The organism is Ferriphaselus sp. R-1 (assembly GCF_000746095.1).
In the GTDB taxonomy this organism is placed as follows: Bacteria; Pseudomonadota; Gammaproteobacteria; order Burkholderiales; family Gallionellaceae; genus Ferriphaselus.
This window is the reverse complement of record NZ_JQKP01000003.1, coordinates 20,091-37,958: the sequence shown is the minus strand read 5'-3', so window position 1 is coordinate 37,958 and position 17,868 is coordinate 20,091. Positions and strand designations below refer to the sequence as shown.

Below are 17,868 nucleotides of genomic sequence, written 5' to 3'. Positions count from 1 at the left end.
GTTCAAAGGCGGCTACCGGAACCGCCCATCCAGCGCGTACCCCAGCGATGCAGCGCCAGACCGAACAGGATGCTGGCCGTACCCGCCCACACCTGCGGCAGTACCACCTCGCCGTTCAGATAGCTGCCGAGCAACAGGGCCAACACCGGCGTGACCAGCGTGATGAGCGCGATGCGCCCCGCCTCCATGTACTTGATGAGGTAGTAATAGAGCACAAAGCCCAGCACCGAGCCGACGATGCCCAGATAGACGATGGCAGCCGAGGCTCTGCCAGAGAGCGCGGCAGGAACCACCCCGCCTGCCGTGAGCATCCATTCGGCAAAGAACAACGGCAGTCCGACCAGCAAGCTGCCCAAGGTCGTGGCCAGTGGCGGACTATCGTCCCCGATACGCTTGAGCCACACCAGGCCGAGCGACTGCACCACCACTGCCAACAGCAAGGCGGCCAGTCCCAGCACCGCCTCGCTGCCCAGCTGCAGGTTGCCGTAGAACACCGTGAACAGGCCCAACACTCCGAACGCGATACCGGCCAGCTTGTTCGCTGTCAGCGCCTCTTCCTTCAACCACAGCATGGCCCCCAGGCTGGTGATGAGCGGCGACAAGCCGAACAGCACCGAGATCATGCCTGAGCTGATGAACTGCGCTGACCAATAGCTCAAGCCCATCGCGCCGAACATGCTCGTGCCACTGACCAGATAGGCCAGACGCGCCCTGCGATGCAGCGGGAAGCGCACGCGCAGGGTCACCAGCAACGCGGCGCACAGCAGCGTGCCGATCACCATGCGCGAGAACACAGCGAAGCTGAACCCGGCCTCCAGCGCGCTCCATTTGATGGCGAGCGGCGTGGTGGACCAGATCAGGATCACGGAAACAAAGGCTGCCGAAAGCGACATGACGCATCCCCTCCTCGGGTAGAAAACAAACAGGCCACAGACTGTTAGCTGTGGCCTGGAAAGATCGGTGAGACTTCAGATGGCTAACTTTCCGGACCACAGCGCGCGCGCAGCCAGGCCTTGCGTACCAGGCTGGACGGCATTACACGGCGGATACGGAGGATGGTCGGGGTTCTCATGGGCGCGGATTATCCTGAGGCCGGGGGCGGACTGTCAATCCGGGACCGGCGATACGTCGATGCCTTTGAGTCCGGAGGGTGGCAGCGCCACCGGAAGATTGCGCCGCATCCACTGAAGCATGTCCTCCCACATGGCCCGCTGGTCGCTCAGGCTGGGCATGTTGGTGGCATTCGGCAGCTCGATGGTGATGACTGGTATCTGCTTGTACAAACCGCTGTAGTTACCCATGGAGCCCGGATACACGCCCAGCCGGTTGAGCAACAAGCGCCCGAAGCGGGTCGGTTCGGGCATCGAGCCATCGTAGTCGAGCAAGTTGTACGGCGCATGGACGCTAATCACCAGATCGGGGTGAAACATCTCAACCTGCTGCTGCAGCCAGCGCGTTTCCACCTCCGAGCAGGCCTGCTTGCCGGGATTGCGGCGCGGATCGCTGCCCGTACGCTGCGTCCAATAGCTGCGGGCATCGCGCTCCCAATCCGGGGTCTGGAAGTTGCGGTTGATGTCCACGCCGTTGGCGTTGACGCGGGTCGGAGGGCGCGCGAACAGGCCGTCAGGATTGGCGACCGGGATCACCCGCCAGCGGTAATCCACCGCACCGGACTGGTCGATCCAGCTCAACCAGCGGAAGACCGTCGACACCGAAGTGAGCTCATCGCCATGGATACCGCCGATGACCAGGATGCGCTTTGCGTCGGGCGGCAGTTTGTCGTCGTCGACCGCGATGTCGCGCATCACCAGGAGATTTCCCCTGGTGGTGCGTTCGTTCGCGACGGTGAAATCCTGCACGCGACAAGCATCGGCAGAGACGCTGTGCAGGCGACTACCGAGCTGGTCGCACCAGGAACCGATCAGGCCGGTATCGGCAACAGCGACCGGAGCTAGTGCGATCGACGCGGCGATCAACAGGCAACGAGCCCAACAGGGTTGCATCAACTCTTCACTCCTATTCTTCCATGGTGGAGCAAAGAACCGCTCGCCCCGTTTTTTATCTGCCGGCGACTCCGTGCCAGCGCGGGGCATCCTACCGTTCAGGCTGGCTGTTGCGCAAGGCCTGTGACCGAACCGCCCCTCAGCTGACCACACCGTCTTGCCGGTCGAGCGCCCATGCGATGTGCTCCGCCACCAGTGGCGTAGCCAGCGCCAGACCTTGTTGCAGCGCCCGCCGTATCGCGGCATCGGGCGGCGCGTTGCCCAGCGCGACCGCCAGGTTGCGCTGCCATTGTTCATGGCCGATGCGGTAGATGGGACTGCCGGCCATGCGCGTGTTGAACGTCGCCTCGTCCCAGGCGAAGAGTTCGACCAAACCGACATCGTCCAGCCCGTGACGCACCGCGAAGTCCGCCTCTGTACTGATCTGGGCAAAACGGTTCCACGGGCAGACCAGCTGGCAGTCGTCGCAGCCGTAGATGCGGTTGCCGATGAGCGGGCGCAGTTCGAGCGGGATGCTGCCCCGATGCTCGATGGTCAGGTACGAGATGCAGCGACGGGCATCCAGCCGGTAAGGGGCGACGATGGCTTGCGTCGGGCAGATGTCCAGGCAGCGGCGGCAACTGCCGCAGTGCTCGTCCCCGGCGATGTCGGCAGGCAACGGCAGGTCAGTGAACAGCTCGCCCAGAAAGAACCAGGAGCCCTGTTCGCGGCTGAGCAGCAAAGTGTGCTTGCCGCGCCAGCCCAGCCGGGTACGCCTGGCCAGTTCGACTTCGAGCACCGGAGCGCTGTCGGTGAACACACGGTAGCCGAACTCCCCCACTTCCTCGCGGATGCGCTGTGCCAGCTTATCCAGCCGGTTGCGCAGCACCTTGTGGTAGTCGCGCCCCAGCGCATAGCGCGAGATGTAGGCGCGCGAGCCGTCCTCCAGCACGGTCCAGCCCGCCTGGGCGGCCACGCTCAGGTAATCCATGCGCACCGAGATGACACTCAGCGTACCCGGCACCAGCTCTGCCGGGCGGGCACGTTTGAGGCCATGTTTTGCCATATAATCCATGCCGCCGTGAAAACCCTGTGCCAGCCAGTCCGTCAGCCCGGCTTCGGCGCTGGAAAGATCGATACCGCCGATGCCTACGGCCTGAAAGCCCAGCTCGCTGCCCCATGCCTTGATACGTGCGGCCAGTGCGGCCAGTTCCTGTGGAGATGAATTCTGTTGCATGACACCGATGATACCTTGAACCTGCCCGACGAGGCCGCGACCATCGCGCTGGGCGCTCGGCTGGCCCGCGCCTTGCGGCCCGGTCTGGTGGTCTGGCTGCGCGGCGATCTGGGCGCGGGCAAGACCACTCTGGTGCGCGCCTTGCTGCACGGGCTCGGCCATCAGGGGCGCGTCAAGAGCCCGACCTATACCCTGATCGAGCCTTATCAGGCGGGGGGGCTCGAACTGCGGCATTTCGACCTTTACCGTTTTCAGGACGAAAGCGAATGGGAAGCGGCGGGCTTCCGCGACGAGTTCGACGGACACAACATCTGTCTGGTGGAATGGCCGGAAATGGCGCAGGGCCTGGTGCCCGAGGCGGATGTGGAGATCGGCTTGCAGATCGTGCCGCATGGACGGGCAGCGCGGTTACGCGCCTACAGTGAAGCAGGAAAACGATGCTTGAACGCACTTTGAAACTGGCCGCCCTGCTCTGCCTGCTGTGGCTCGCTCCCGTACAGGCAGCGACGCTCATCAGTTCGGCGCGTGTGTGGCCGGCGCAGGATTACACCCGGTTGACGCTGGAATCTAAGCAGCCGGTGAGCTACAACATGTTCGCCATCAAGGACCCGGAACGCCTGGTGATCGACCTGGAGGATGTCGAACTGAACGACGTGCTCAAGAACCTGACCGGCAAGCTGGGCAGCGACGACCCGTACATCAAGAGCGTACGGGTGGGGCGTTTCAAGCCCGGCGTGGTGCGTCTGGTGCTCGACCTCAAGGCCGAGGCCAAACCGCAGCTGTTCGAGCTGAAGCCGGTGGCAGAGTACGGCTACCGGCTGGTGCTGGACGTATATCCGGCACAGCCGGTCGATCCTCTGCTGGCCCTGATGCAGACACGTCCCGAGCAGGCTGCGCCCGCCCCGAGTGCGACACCTGCGCCCGTGCCCACGCCGGGCGGCGAGAAACGCCCCGCTGCGGAGGTGGCCGGAAAACTCGCCACCACCCTGGGCAGTAGCGACACCGCCAAGCCTGCCCCAGCTCCCCGGAACCGCGCCGAGCTGACCGAGCGCACGCTCATCATCGCCATCGATGCCGGTCATGGCGGCGAAGATCCCGGTGCGCATGGCAGCGGCGGGGCTTTGGAAAAGAACGTCACGCTGGCCATCGCCCGCCGCCTGAAGAAGTTGGTGGATGAGCAGGACGGGATGCGCGGCGTGCTGATCCGCGACGGCGACTATTTCATTCCGCTGGGCGGTCGCACCGCCAAGGCGCGTGCGGCCCACGCCGACCTGTTCGTCTCCATCCACGCCGATGCCTTCATCAATCCGGAGGCGCATGGCTCCTCGGTATTTGCCCTGTCCGAACATGGGGCCACCAGTGCTGCAGCGCGCTGGCTGGCGAAAAAGGAGAACGAGGCCGACCTGATCGGTGGTGTGAACATCGCGGTGAAAGACCCTTACCTGGCACGCACCCTGCTCGACCTGTCGCAGACCGCGACCATCAACGACAGTCTCAAATTGGCCAAGCATGTGCTGGGCGAGCTGGGCGACATCAACGCCCTGCACCGTGGCCACGTCGAGCAAGCCGGTTTCGCCGTTCTGAAATCGCCTGACATCCCGTCCATCCTGGTGGAGACTGCCTTCATCAGTAATCCCGACGAGGAGCGTCGCCTCACCGACGATGCCTATCAGGACAAGCTGGCGAATGCGGTATTGTCGGGCGTAAAACGGTATCTGGCGCAGAACCCGCCATTGATGCGGACCAAGGTCGCGGAGCGCTGAGCTTCAGCGTTCCAGCCAGATGAAGCTGCCCATGCGCCCGGTCACGCCGTCGCGGCGATAGGAAAAGAAGCGTTCCGCATCGGAATAGGTACACACCCCGCCGCCATACACGCGCTCTATGCCCAAGGCCGCCAGTCGCAGGCGTGCCAGCGCGAAGATGTCGGCATACCATTTGCCGCCTCCGACACCTGCATTCCCTGATGCGGGCGTAAAGGCGGTCTCGGCCTCCGGCTGCTGTGCGAGGAACGCCGCCCTCACCTCCTCGCCCACTTCGAACGCGCTTGGGCCGATGGCCGGGCCCAGCCAGGCCATCAGCGATCCGGGTGCCACGCCCATGCACGCCACGGTCGCCTCGATCACTCCGTCGCACAGGCCGCGCCAGCCCGCGTGCGCCGCACCGACCACGCCCCCTGCTGCATCGCACAGCAACACCGGCAGGCAATCCGCCGTCATCACCACACATACGCCGCCGGGCCGGTTCGAGACACTGGCATCGGCCTGCGGCAGGCAGGCCGCCTGCCCGACATCGACCACGGTCACGCCATGCACCTGATTCAGCCAGACCGGCTCCGAGGGCAGCAGCGTGTTCAAGGCCATGCGGTTGCGCGCCACCGCCAGGGGCGCATCGCCGACATGGCTGCCGAGGTTTAGGCTGGCATAGGGTGCAGCGCTGAACCCGCCCTGCCGGGTGGTCTGCAGCGCCCTGACCCGGGCGGGTGCGGGCCAGTCGGGGAAGATCAGATGCTCATTCGACATTGGCACTGGCCTCATCGATAGCTTCCAGCAGCTGTTCCATGTCCTCCGGCATCGCCACTTCCCACTCCATGTGCACGTTGTGGGTCGGGTGTTCGAGCGCCAGACGGGTGGCGTGCAGCGCCTGACGCGGGAAACCGTGCAGGATGGTGCGCAACTGCGGAGGGCATTTCTGCACGCCCTTGATGTAGATGCTGTCGCCCACCAGAGGGTGGCCGAGGTGCGCCATGTGTACGCGGATCTGGTGGGTGCGTCCCGTCTCCAGGCGACAACGCAGCAAAGTGCAGGCGGGGAAGGATTCCTCGATGGCGTAATGGGTGACGGCGGGTTTGCCGTCCGCCACCACCGCCATCTTGACCCGCTGCGTCGGATGCCGGCCCACAGGTGCATCCACTTTGCCGCCGCGTGCGAACTCTCCCCAGGCCAGCGCCAGATATTCGCGCTTGACGCTGCGCTCCTGCATCTGGCGCACCAGCGCGGTCTGGGCGATCAACGTCTTGGCGACCACCATCAGGCCGCTGGTGTCCTTGTCCAGCCGGTGAACGATACCGGCGCGGGGCAGCTCGGCCAGCTGCGGCGCATGATGCAATAGTGCGTTCAGCAGTGTGCCTTCCCAGTTGCCACTGCCCGGATGCACCACCAACCCGACCGGCTTGTTGATGACCAGGATGTCGTCGTCCTCGTACACGATGTCGAGCGCGATGTCCTCGGGCTGGTGCACCTGCTCGGACGGCAGTGTCTGCGGCAGCACCTCGATCTGCTCGCCCCCCCACAGCTTCTGTTTGACCGTAGCGGGCGCGCCGTTCAGCGTCACCAGCCCCTGTTCGATCCAGCTTTGCAGGCGACTGCGGGAATAGTCCGGCAACAACTTGGCGAGTGCCTGATCGAGGCGGGTACCGCCCATCTCTATCGGTACCTGCAAGCAAACTGTCGCCGGGGTGGATTCGGGTATAATCGCGAAAATTTTTTTGGATTCCGTCATGCGCCGTAGTTTAGCCGTTTTCCTCCTGCTTACGCTCACTGCCTGCCAGCTTTTTACTCCCCTGCCCGATGGTCGTCCCGACCAGGTAGCCAAGAACGTCCCGGTGGAGACGCTGTATGCCGAGGCTCAGGATCAAATGGCCGATGAGAACTACGAGAAGGCCGCCAAGACGCTGGAAGGCCTGGTCGCCCGCTATCCGTATGGCCGCTATGCGCAACAGGCACAGATGGAGATCGCCTACGCCTACTACAAACAGCGTGAAACCGACTCTGCCCTGGCTGCGGCGGACCGTTTCATCAAGCAGTTCCCTAACAGCCCGCAGATCGACTACGTCTACTACCTGAAGGGCCTGATCAACTTCAACTCCGATCTGGGCGTGTTCGGCGACTTCTTCCAGCAGGACCTGTCCGAGCGCGATGCCAAGGCGGCGCAGGATTCGTTCGACGCGTTCAGCGAACTCGTCACCCGCTTCCCCAACAGCAAGTACGTGCCCGATGCCAAGGTGCGGATGCAATATCTGATCAATGCTCAGGCCCGGTCCGAGACCTATGTGGCCAATTATTACCTGCGGCGCGGTGCCTATGTCGCCGCGTTGAACCGGGCCAAGAACGTGCTTTCCATCTACCCGCAGTCGGCCCAGACCGTGGATGCCCTGCGCATCATGGTCCGCGCCTACGATGCCTTGGGCATGACTGACCTGCGTGACGATGCCCAGCGGGTGCTTGCCGCCAACGGCGGGGATAGTGCGCCGACCATACTGGAAGCCACCGACCGCCCCTGGTGGCAGTTCTGGAAACGCTGATGAGATTCTGCCCTGAATGCGGTGCGCCCACCGAACTGCGTCAGCCTCAGGGTGACCATCGCATTCGTCACGTCTGCACGGCCTGCTCGACCGTCCACTACCAGAATCCGAAATTGATCGTGGGTGCCATCCCCGAATGGGAAGATGGCCGCATCCTGCTTTGCCTGCGCGCCATCGAGCCGCGTTACGGGTTCTGGACCTTGCCCGCAGGTTTCATGGAGAACGAGGAGACCGTCGCCCAGGCCGCTGCACGCGAGACGCTGGAAGAAGCCAATGCCCGGGTCGAGATCGGCGAGCTGTATTCGTTCTACAGTCTGCCGTTCATGAGCCACGTCCACTTGCTGTTCCGCGCCCGCTTGCTCGACCTGGATTTCAGTCCGGGCGAGGAAAGTCTCGAAGTCAGGCTGTTCGCCGAGCACGAGATACCGTGGGATGACCTGGCGTTCCGTACCGTGCGGCATACCTTGCAGCGCTATTTCCAGGAACGCAAGGCCGGCAGCTACAACTTCACCATCACCGATGTGCCGCCCCCAGGCTAGTACCGCACAGCAAACTATCGTCACTCCCGTACCCAATCACTACGGTTCCTTTTATAATCCGCTGCCCAGTCAGATGATCGCCCACTCATGAAACTGTCCCAGTTCGCCCTAACCGGTATGTGTTCCCTGCTACTGCTGACCGGCTGTGCCGCGCCCGCACAGCGCGATCCACAAGATCCGTTCGAGTCGGCCAATCGTGCCATCTTCCAATTCAACGAAGTGGCAGACAAGGCGATCACCAAACCCATCGCCCAAGGCTACACGAAGGTCATGCCGACCGTCGGCAGGACCATGATCAGCAACTTCTTCTCCAACCTCGACGACATCGTGGTCACGGTCAACGATGTGCTACAGCTCAAACTGCCGCAGGCCTTCTCGGATGTCGGGCGCGTGCTGATCAACAGCACCCTCGGAGCGGGTGGACTGATAGATCTGGCGACCGTCGCCGGATTCGAGAAGCACAACGAGGATTTTGGCCAGACACTGGGCTACTGGGGCGTGAGCAGCGGCCCATACCTGATGCTGCCCCTGCTGGGCCCGACCGACATCCGTGATGGCATAGGCATGTACGTCGATACTCTGCCCGCACCGCTCAGCCGGACACGGCCTATCCATTCGCGCAACCAGTTGTACCTTACCAAGGCCGTCAATCGTCGCGCCCAATTGCTCGACCAGGAGAAGATGCTGGACGATGTCGCGCTGGATCGTTATTCGTTCATACGTGATGCCTACCTGACCCGACGCCAAAGTCTGGTGTATGACGGCAATCCGCCGGAGGTGAAGGACGAAGACGATGATTTCGGTGACACGGAACCGACACCGCCAGCGCCAGCGCCCGACGCGCATTCGAGCCTTGATAACCCCGGAGCCGGGGTAGAACCGTTCGTCGCTGCAAGTCTGGTCGTACCGTCCAAACCATGTCGTCACTCGCGCGCCGCCGCTTGCCATTCCTGATCATTCCCTGCCACTGCCCCACGGAGCCTTAGTCATGTCCCACAATCCTTTCGATACACGCAAGTCTTTCAACCTCGCCAACGGATCCAGCGGCGTGATGTATTCCCTGCCCGCGCTGCAAGCTGCCGGTGTGGCCGACATCACGCGCCTGCCGGTGTCCATCCGCATCGTGCTGGAGTCCGTGCTGCGCAACTGCGACGGCAAGAAGGTGACCGAACAGCACGTGCGCGAGCTGGCCAACTGGAAGCCGAATGCGCCGCGCAGCGAAGAGATTCCCTTCGTCGTCGCCCGCATCGTGCTGCAAGACTTTACTGGAGTCCCACTGCTGGCCGACCTCGCCGCCATGCGCGATGCCGCCGCCAAACTGGGCAAAGACCCCAAGGTGATCGAGCCGCTGGTGCCGGTGAATCTGGTGGTGGACCACTCGGTGCAGATCGACAGCTACAACAGCCCCGACGCGCTGAAAACCAACATGGCGCTGGAGTTCGAGCGTAACACCGAGCGCTACCGCTTCATGAAGTGGGGCATGCAAGCCTTTGATACCTTTAAGGTCGTACCGCCCGGCATCGGCATCGTGCACCAGGTCAACCTGGAATATCTGGCGCGCGGCGTGATCCAGAAGGACGGCGTGACTTATCCCGATACGCTGGTCGGCACCGACAGCCACACCACCATGATCAACGGCATCGGCGTGGTCGGCTGGGGCGTGGGCGGCATCGAGGCGGAAGCCGGGATGCTGGGCCAGCCGGTGTATTTCCTGACCCCGGACGTGGTTGGCGTGAACCTGAAAGGCAAACTGCGCGAAGGCGTGACCGCCACCGACCTGGTACTGACCGTGACCGAACTGCTGCGCCGCCACAAGGTCGTCGGCAAGTTCGTCGAATTCTTCGGCGAGGGTGCAGCCGCGCTCTCCCTGCCTGACCGCGCGACCATCGCCAACATGGCCCCGGAATACGGCGCCACCATGGGCTTCTTCCCGGTGGACGAGGTGACTGTGCAGTTCATGAAGAACACTGGCCGCACCGCCGCCGAGGTGGATGCGTTCGAGTCCTACTTCAAGGCGCAGAACCTGTTCGGCATCCCGGCGGCAGGCAGCATCGACTACAGCAGCGTGGTGGAACTGGACCTCGACAGCATCGTGCCTTCCCTCTCCGGCCCGAAGCGCCCGCAAGACCGCATCGCCCTGCCCGACATGCGCGACACCTTCAACAGCCTGTTCAGCAAGCCGGTGGCCGAGAACGGTTTCAATCAGCCCGCCGAAAATCTGGGCAAGCGCTACGCCACCGGCCGCGACGGCTTGGAGATCGGCAACGGCGACGTGCTGATCGCCGCGATCACCAGCTGCACCAACACCTCCAACCCCGGCGTGCTGCTGGCCGCCGGTCTGCTGGCCAAAAAGGCCGTGGCCAAGGGCCTGACCGTCGCACCGCATATCAAAACCTCGCTGGCCCCCGGCTCGCGCGTGGTGACTGAATACCTGACCAACGCCGGTCTGCTGGAGCCGCTGGCCAAGCTGGGCTTCTCCGTCGCCGCCTACGGCTGCACCACTTGCATCGGTAACGCGGGCCCGCTGCGCGAGGACATCGACAAGGCCATCACCGACAACAACCTGATCTGCGCCGCCGTGCTGTCCGGCAACCGCAACTTCGAGGCGCGCATCCACCCGAACATCAAGGCCAACTTCCTCGCCAGCCCGCCGCTGGTGGTGGCCTACGCCATCGCCGGTAAGTCCAACATCGACCTCTCGACCGAGCCGCTGGGCACCGGCAGCGACGGCCAGCCGGTGTACCTCAAGGACATCTGGCCCAACAGCCACGAAGTCGCCACCATGATGAAGTACGCCACCGACCCGGCCATCTTCCAGAAGCTGTACACCGACCTGACCCGCGACCTGCCGCTGTGGAACGCCATCGAAGCGCCCACCGGCAATCAGTATCAGTGGGACGACTCCACCTACATCGCCTGCCCGCCGTTCTTCGAGGCGGCTGCGCCCAAGATCGGCGACATTTGTGGCGCGAAGGCGCTGGCGCTGCTGGGCGACTCGGTCACCACCGACCACATCAGCCCGGCGGGCAGCTTCAAGCCCACCACGCCCGCAGGCCAGTACCTGCAAGGCCGAGGCGTGGCAGTGAAGGATTTCAACAGCTACGGCGCACGGCGCGGCAACCACGAGGTGATGATGCGCGGCACCTTCGCCAACGTGCGCATCAAGAACCTGATGCTGCCTGCCAAGGACGACGGCAGCCGTGTGGAAGGCGGCTACACGCTGTACAACGGCGAACAGATGTCCATCTACGACGCCGCGATGAAGCACATCGCCGACGGCACGCCGACCGTGATCTTCGCCGGTGAAGAATACGGCACCGGCTCCAGCCGCGACTGGGCCGCCAAGGGCACCCAGTTGCTGGGCGTGAAGGCCGTCATCGCCAAGAGCTACGAGCGCATCCACCGCAGCAACCTGGTCGGCATGGGCGTGCTGCCGCTGCAGTTCAAGGGCAGCGACACCCTCGCCGCGCTGAATCTGAACGGCTCCGAGCGTTTCGACCTGACCGGCCTCAACGGCGAGATCAAGCCGCAGCAAGACATCACCCTGACCATCACCCGTCAGGACGGCAGCCAGCAGAGCGTCACCCTGCTGCTGCGCATCGACACCCCGATCGAAGTGGACTACTACAAGAACGGCGGCATCCTGCCCTTCGTGCTGAAAGATCTGATAGGGCAATGAGGCCGGATCCGGTCATCGCGGCTGGGCGCGCAGCATGCCGAATGCTGCGCCGCACTCCATGCTGACCGGGTCGTCCACTGAGGCCGGGCACATCTCCGCCCGGCTCCACGCCCTGGCCTCACCCGAGGTCGCCGCTATCCAGCAAGGCTTCTTCAAGACTGGTGTCGGCGAATATGGTGAGGGGGACATCTTCCTCGGGATCAAGGTCCCGGTGCTGCGGGCCCTGGCCAGGGAGTACCGCGACACGGGTATCGATGTCATCGGCGAACTGCTGGCTTCCGGGTTCCATGAGGAGCGCCTGTTCGCCCTGCTGTTGCTGATGCAGTGCTATCAGCGCGCCTCAGATGTCGACAAAACATCGTGTTACGAGCTTTACCTGAACCATACTCATCGCATCAACAACTGGGACCTGGTGGACGTTTCCGCGCCGCACATCGTCGGACGGCATCTGGCTGACCAGCCGCGCGACCGTCTGTATGCGCTAGCCGCCTCGCCCTCGCTGTGGGAGCGGCGCATCGCCATCATCGCCACGTTCCACTTCATCCGGCTCGACCAGTTCGACGACACCCTGCGCCTGGCCGCCCTGCTCTGCGACGATCGCCATGACCTGATGCAGAAGGCCGTGGGCTGGATGCTGCGCGAGGTGGGCAAGCGCAATCTCGCCGCCGAGGAGTCCTTTCTACTGCCACGCCAGCGCACCCTGCCGCGCACGCTGCTGCGCTACGCCATCGAACGTTTCCCGGAAGCGCGCCGCCAGCGATATCTGCGGGGCGACGCTACCTGAGCGACGCACATTCGCGTAGCATCCCGCCCCATGAACGACGAACGCGACGGCCACACGCTGGATCCCGAGGACTGGGGCGCTTTCCGCAGCCAGTCACACCGCATGCTGGACGACATGCTGGACTATCTGGAGCAACTGCGCACACGTCCGGTATGGCAACCCATCCCCGCTGAACGGCGCACCGGTTTCCGCGAGCCACTGCCGCAACAGCCTACCGAACTCAACGAACTGCACCAGCGCTTCATGCAGGAGGTCCTGCCCTACGCGGTCGGCAACGCCCATCCCGGCTTCATGGGCTGGGTACACGGCGGCGGCACGCCGGTCGGCATGCTGGCCGAGATGCTGGCGGCGGGCCTGAACGCCAATCTGGGCGGACGCGACCAGATGCCCATCGAAGTGGAGAAGCAGGTGCTGCACTGGGTGCGCGAACTGTTCGGCTTCCCTGAGAGCGCCAGCGGGCTGTTCGTCACCGGCGCCTCGCTGGCCAATTTCATCGCCTTGCTGGTGGCGCGCACTGCCGCACTGGGCGAGACCGTGCGGGTGGATGGTCTTGCTGAGCACAGGCTGGTGGCCTACACCTCGGCGGGCGCGCACGGTTGCATCACTCAGGCGATGGAACTGGCCGGTATCGGCAGCGCCGCATTGCGCCTGATCCCGCTGAACGACCAGTTCCAGATGGACATCGCTGCGCTGGAGCAGGCCATCGCCAACGACCGCGCCGCCGGATCGACCCCGTTCTTCATCGCCGCCACCTCCGGCACGGTGGATGTGGGCGCGATCGACGATCTGGATGCCATCGCCGACCTCGCTCGCCGCGAGCGGCTGTGGCTGCACATCGACGGCGCGCTCGGTGCCTTGGGCATGTTGTCGCCCGACATCGCGCCGCGTCTGGCCGGCATCGAGCGCGCCGATTCCATCGCCTTCGATTTCCACAAGTGGGGACAAGCCCCCTACGATGCCGGGTTCATCCTGGTACGCGATGGCGAGCTGCATCGCCGCACCTTCGCCTCACCTGCCGCCTACCTGCGCCGCGAGACGCGCGGCATCGCCGCCCACTCGCCCTGGCCCTGCGATTTCGGCCCAGACCTGTCGCGCGGTTTCCGCGCCCTCAAGGTCTGGTTCACGCTCAAGACCTATGGCGCAGCCCAGCTCGGCGAGATGATCTCCGGCACTTGTGCGCTGGCGCGCTACCTGGCCGAGCGCGTCGCCGCCACGCCGGAACTGGAACTGCTGGCCCCGGTCGCGCTCAATGTGGTGTGCTTCCGCTACCGTTTCCCCGATAGCGCCGACTCGAACCGGCTCAACGCCGAGCTGGCCGTGCGCTTGCAGGAAGGCGGGCGCGTCGCGCCTTCCACCACCACCTTGCACGGCACACTGGCGATACGCGCCGCCATCGTCAACCATCGCACGAACAGAACCGATATTGATGCCCTGATCGACTCCAGCCTGACATGTGCCGCCGCTATGATGCGCGCATGACCCACTCCTGATGATCCCCATGAACGCCAGACACGACACCCAACGCGCGCCCCTCATCGGTCGGGCCGCCTTCGCCCGCATGGCGATGGCCGGCACCGACCTCACCCCGCTGGGACAGGAGTTGCTCAGACGAGCCGCTGCCACCCCGGAGGATGCCAACACGCTGATGGACCTGTCGTCCCTGCTCCTGCTCAACGGGAATCGCTCGCTTTCCTTGCAGATGCAGAAGCAAGCCTTGGACATGGAACAGATCTACCGACTCCCGCTCCGGGACGAGCCGGTCTTGCGGGTGCTGGCTCTGATGGCTCCGGGCGACATGATGGCGAACACGCCGATTGATTTCCTGCTGGAGAATTCCGATGTCGAACTCAGCCTGCTGTTCATAGGCGGCGACTTTCCGGTCCCCACGCAACTGCCCGAACACGACCTGCTGTTCGTCGCCGTGGGCGAGTCGGAGGCCAACCTGCCCTTGCTGCATCAATTGCAAGACAGCCTGCGCAACTGGCCGCGCCCCGTGCTCAACTCACCGGAGCTGATCGCCTGCCTGGCCCGCGACGCGGTCCACGCCCGGCTGCACGACGCACCTGGCATCGCACTGCCGCGCACGCTGCGGACCGACCGCGACACGCTGGAACGGCTGGCCACAGGTGCGCTCGCGCCCACGGCCATCCTGGGTGACGATTTTCCGCTGATCGTGCGCCCGGTCGATTCCCATGCCGGTATCGGACTGGAACGGCTGGAGAGCCCTGCCGCCGTGGCCGCTTATCTGGCCGGTGCCAGCGCGCACGAGTTCTTCATCTCGCGTTTCGTGGATTACCGCAGCGGCGATGGCCTGTTCCGCAAATATCGCATCGCCCTGATCGGCGGCAAGCCCTATCTGGCCCACCTGGCCATCTCCGAACACTGGATGATCCATTACCTCAACGCGGGCATGGCGGACAGCGCGGACAAGCGCGCCGAAGAGGCATATGCGATGCAGCGTTTCGAACTGGACTTCGCCCGCCGCCACCGGCAGGCGCTCGATGCCGTGTATCAGCGCATGGGGCTGGACTACCTCGGTATCGACTGCGCCGAGACGCGGGACGGCGAACTGCTGATCTTCGAGGCCGACACCTCGATGGTGATACATGACATGGACCCGGCGGACCTCTATCCTTACAAGCAGCCGCAGATGCGCAAGGTGTTCGCCGCCTTTCGCGAGCTGCTGTTGGCAACAGCCCGCCCGCACCGATGACGCATGAAGATCGTCCTTAGCCGCCCGTTACGCAACTCCGGACTCAGTCTCCCTCCCCTGCCCGACATGCTGGTCGCGGGTGGGGACGAGCGTTTGCGCCGCGACCCGGACACCGACCTGAACCGCTACGGCTGCCCGGTGTTGCCGGACAACGGCCTGCTGGCCTTGGGCTCGTCCACCGCCACGCCCATCTCCGAACCGGCCTACTATGCTGCCAAGCTGATGCATATCCGCCTGCAAGCCAGCTTCTGCGCAGAGTCCCCCGAACAGGTGTACTCGCGGGAGAGCGCGGGCGTGCGCCGGAGCTTGCTGGCGCTTTGCCAGCTCGATGGCCTGCCCGGCCTGGAGTTGCACCTGGCCGCCTCCGGCACCGATGCCCACCAGTCCGCCGCGCGCCGCCTGCTGGCCTGTGGCCGCGCACCGCTGCGTATCCTGACCGTGGAAGAATCCGAGACCGGCAGTTTTGTGTGCGCGGCGATGAGCTCGGCCTCGTCCAGCGTCACGCCCATCGCGCTGCGGCACGCTGACGGCACGCCGCGCGAGCTGGACGACATAGACGCGGATTTCGCCCGCCAGGCCGAAGCCGCCATCGCTGCTGGCGAGCACCTGTTGTTGGTGCCGGTGGATGTCTCCAAGACCGGGCTCGCCGCCCCCCGCCTGGATCTGGCGCTGGCCTTGCGCGCCCGCTGGCCGGAGCGCTGCGAAGTGCTGCTGGATGCCTGCCAGTTCCGCTTCTCCATCGCCACCTTGCGACGTTATCTGGAATCCGACTGCATGGTCGCCCTGACCGGCTCGAAATTCATCGGCGGACCGAGCTTTTCCGGTGCCTTGCTGGTGCCCGCAGCGGTTGCCGCCCGCCTGGGGCCGAGCCCGTCCGCCACCGAAACGCCGAACTTCGGCCTGTTGCTGCGCTGGCAAGCGGCGCTGGAGGAATTGCAAGCCTATCTGCACGTCAACCCGAGCATCGCCGACAAATTCCTGCGCGACTTCGCCGCAAGGGTCTCGGCCCGCCTGCGACTAAGCCCGGCCTGTCTGCCCCTGCCGGTGCCCGCACTGCAGCGGCCGTTCCCGGCGGAGGGCGGAGGCGTGGATGCCGTGACCAGCATCTTCCCCTTCCTGCTGCGCCAGCCCAGGTCAGGCAGGATGCTGACCGAGATCGAGACACGCAATGTGTACCTGCTGCTCCAGCACGATCTGGGCGGCGACCTGCCCATCGCCCAGACGCGCTTCCTGCTCGGCCAGCCGGTGAGCTGCGGCCAGCGTGACGGCGTGGCGGTGAGCGCCGTGCGCCTGTGCGTCAGCGCGCGCATGGTAACCGAAGCCGCCTCCGCCCCCGAGCGCAGCGCCCGGCTACAGGACAACGCGCTCCTCGCCATCGACAAGATAGAACACATCACCGCATCCCTGGCCGCCTGAACGGAAACCGCACATGCAGCTCCCCACGCCCGCCCCTAGTTTCGACGACCCACTGGCGATGCTGCGCGCCTGCCATGGTCGCATCCAGGCGCAATGCGCCACCCTGCGCAAACTCCAAGCCCACCTGCCCGCGCACGGCTGCGACACCCAGGCGCAACAAGCGGCGCAAGCCGTGCTGCGCTACTTCGACACCGCCGGGCAACACCACCATGAAGACGAAGAACACGACCTCTTCCCCCGCCTGCGCGCCACGGGCAACGCCGAAGCAGCGGCCCTTCTCGACCGCCTGCTGACCGAACACGAAACCATGACCGCCGCCTGGCAAGGCCTGCGCCCGCAACTGCTGGCCCTCACCGAAGCCCGCGCCGCCACACTGGATGCCGAGATCACGGAAGACTTCATCGCCGCCTACGCCAGCCACATCGCAACCGAAAACAGCACCCTGCTGCCCCTGGCAGCGCAACTCCTCTCCCCCGCCGACCTCGCCGCCATCGGTGTCAACATGGCTAAGCGGCGCGGTGTGACGCTATCGCCAAGTTGACAGTAATCGCAGACCGTTCGACGAGACTTACGAAAACATCAGCGCAAAGGGGGCTCCAAGCGAGTTGGCGAGACAGAGCGTACTAGGCCTTCAGGTCTATTGCCCGACTAAGTGGATTGCGGCACCATCCATCCGGCTTGGATAACAAAAGTCGAGAATCAGAAAAAATCCAAGGCCACCGCCAATTATTCCAATGGACCTTACCGATCATGAACTTCAATAAATCTCTTATTCGAACTGTTACTTTAGTCGTTGCTGCCGCATTAGTTCAAGGATGCTCAACAGCGACTCATTTTGAAGGCATAACTCCGGGCACTACGCTTTCACTAGATGGTCACCAGAACGTAGCTTTGCCAACGAGCATTAGACTTGGCTCTAAAGCTACAGGTCAACATCTATTCAAAGCTGTAAGCGCCGGTGATCAAAAGCTTTATGGTTTGCTCCCGCTGCATGTGAACGGCTCCACGATAGCCGGGAGTATTCTGTTTTTCGCCCCTGCACTTTTCATTGGCGGCTTCAGAGATACATTCCCGTACTACCAGATGGATCCTGAAGCTGGAGTAATCCGCTACAAAATGAAGGAGGGCGAAGAGTGGCGCCTAAGCAAACCAACAACTGCCGAGAGTGATCGAGCAAAAGCCTTCTTTGATTCAAAGGATACAAAGTAATCTCCGGAA

Annotated in this window: 17 protein-coding genes; 12 read left to right on the top strand and 5 right to left on the bottom strand. The window is 64.0% G+C overall.

Features of this window, described 5'->3' with window-relative positions; translation table 11 throughout:
• Window positions 1-2 precede the first annotated feature (2 nt).
• The 3 genes from DM08_RS04585 to queG form a co-directional block, all read right to left on the bottom strand.
• On the bottom strand, window positions 3-893 hold the full coding sequence (locus tag DM08_RS04585; protein WP_035383473.1) for a DMT family transporter: 891 nt from the start codon (window positions 891-893) through the stop codon (window positions 3-5).
• A 213-nt stretch (window positions 894-1,106) separates the two neighbouring features.
• Window positions 1,107-2,003 carry a M14 family zinc carboxypeptidase gene (locus tag DM08_RS04580; RefSeq protein WP_081908766.1) on the bottom strand — a complete coding sequence of 299 codons (897 nt, stop codon included), beginning with the start codon at window positions 2,001-2,003 and terminating at the stop codon, window positions 1,107-1,109.
• A gap of 139 nt (window positions 2,004-2,142) precedes the next feature.
• Window positions 2,143-3,219, bottom strand: a complete 1,077-nt coding sequence (queG, locus tag DM08_RS04575) for a tRNA epoxyqueuosine(34) reductase QueG (RefSeq protein ID WP_035383472.1) — start codon at window positions 3,217-3,219, stop codon at window positions 2,143-2,145.
• On the opposite strand from queG, the gene tsaE reads away from it, so the two are divergent.
• Complete coding sequence (gene tsaE / locus DM08_RS04570; RefSeq protein WP_081908765.1) at window positions 3,214-3,675, top strand: tRNA (adenosine(37)-N6)-threonylcarbamoyltransferase complex ATPase subunit type 1 TsaE; 462 nt, start codon at window positions 3,214-3,216, stop codon at window positions 3,673-3,675. The two genes, queG and tsaE, sit on opposite strands and share 6 nt — an antisense overlap.
• Window positions 3,657-4,982, top strand: coding sequence for an N-acetylmuramoyl-L-alanine amidase (locus DM08_RS04565; protein ID WP_035383470.1), 1,326 nt, complete (start codon window positions 3,657-3,659; stop codon window positions 4,980-4,982). The genes tsaE and DM08_RS04565 overlap by 19 nt, the downstream gene beginning before the upstream one ends.
• 3 nt (window positions 4,983-4,985) lie before the next feature.
• Here the strand turns inward: DM08_RS04565 and pgeF are convergent, their stop codons facing one another.
• A complete protein-coding gene (pgeF, locus tag DM08_RS04560; protein ID WP_035383469.1) occupies window positions 4,986-5,738 on the bottom strand; it encodes a peptidoglycan editing factor PgeF in 753 nt (250 codons plus the stop codon).
• On the bottom strand, window positions 5,728-6,639 hold the full coding sequence (gene rluD / locus DM08_RS04555) for a 23S rRNA pseudouridine(1911/1915/1917) synthase RluD (protein ID WP_237560226.1): 912 nt from the start codon (window positions 6,637-6,639) through the stop codon (window positions 5,728-5,730). Before rluD ends, pgeF begins: the two co-directional genes overlap by 11 nt.
• 76 nt (window positions 6,640-6,715) lie before the next feature.
• On the opposite strand from rluD, the gene DM08_RS04550 reads away from it, so the two are divergent.
• The 10 genes from DM08_RS04550 to DM08_RS12780 all read left to right on the top strand — a co-directional run bounded on the left by DM08_RS04550 (window position 6,716) and on the right by DM08_RS12780 (window position 17,859).
• On the top strand, window positions 6,716-7,519 hold the full coding sequence (locus DM08_RS04550; RefSeq protein ID WP_202593366.1) for an outer membrane protein assembly factor BamD: 804 nt from the start codon (window positions 6,716-6,718) through the stop codon (window positions 7,517-7,519).
• Entirely contained in the window at window positions 7,519-8,058 is a 540-nt protein-coding gene (locus DM08_RS04545) for an NUDIX hydrolase (RefSeq protein WP_035383467.1), read from the top strand. The genes DM08_RS04550 and DM08_RS04545 overlap by 1 nt, the downstream gene beginning before the upstream one ends.
• Window positions 8,059-8,145: 87 nt before the next feature.
• The gene (locus DM08_RS04540) at window positions 8,146-9,012 is read left to right on the top strand and encodes an MlaA family lipoprotein (RefSeq protein WP_081908764.1); all 867 of its coding nucleotides are present in this window, start codon (window positions 8,146-8,148) and stop codon (window positions 9,010-9,012) included.
• Between the two features lie 34 nt (window positions 9,013-9,046).
• Window positions 9,047-11,737 (top strand): aconitate hydratase AcnA, encoded by a 2,691-nt coding sequence (acnA, locus tag DM08_RS04535; RefSeq protein ID WP_035383466.1) that lies wholly within the window; start codon window positions 9,047-9,049, stop codon window positions 11,735-11,737.
• Between the two features lie 34 nt (window positions 11,738-11,771).
• Window positions 11,772-12,521: a DNA alkylation repair protein gene (locus DM08_RS04530; protein WP_237560225.1), complete on the top strand. Its 750-nt coding sequence runs from the start codon at window positions 11,772-11,774 to the stop codon at window positions 12,519-12,521.
• 30 nt (window positions 12,522-12,551) lie between these two features.
• On the top strand, window positions 12,552-14,000 hold the full coding sequence (locus DM08_RS04525; RefSeq protein WP_035383465.1) for a pyridoxal phosphate-dependent decarboxylase family protein: 1,449 nt from the start codon (window positions 12,552-12,554) through the stop codon (window positions 13,998-14,000).
• Between the two features lie 19 nt (window positions 14,001-14,019).
• Window positions 14,020-15,234 (top strand): ATP-grasp domain-containing protein, encoded by a 1,215-nt coding sequence (locus DM08_RS04520; protein ID WP_035383464.1) that lies wholly within the window; start codon window positions 14,020-14,022, stop codon window positions 15,232-15,234.
• A 3-nt stretch (window positions 15,235-15,237) separates the two neighbouring features.
• Window positions 15,238-16,650, top strand: a complete 1,413-nt coding sequence (locus DM08_RS04505; protein ID WP_152555775.1) for a hypothetical protein — start codon at window positions 15,238-15,240, stop codon at window positions 16,648-16,650.
• 13 nt (window positions 16,651-16,663) lie between these two features.
• The gene (locus DM08_RS04500; protein WP_035383460.1) at window positions 16,664-17,191 is read left to right on the top strand and encodes a hemerythrin domain-containing protein; all 528 of its coding nucleotides are present in this window, start codon (window positions 16,664-16,666) and stop codon (window positions 17,189-17,191) included.
• A gap of 209 nt (window positions 17,192-17,400) precedes the next feature.
• Window positions 17,401-17,859 (top strand): hypothetical protein, encoded by a 459-nt coding sequence (locus tag DM08_RS12780; protein ID WP_152555774.1) that lies wholly within the window; start codon window positions 17,401-17,403, stop codon window positions 17,857-17,859.
• The last annotated feature ends 9 nt before the right edge of the window (window positions 17,860-17,868 follow it).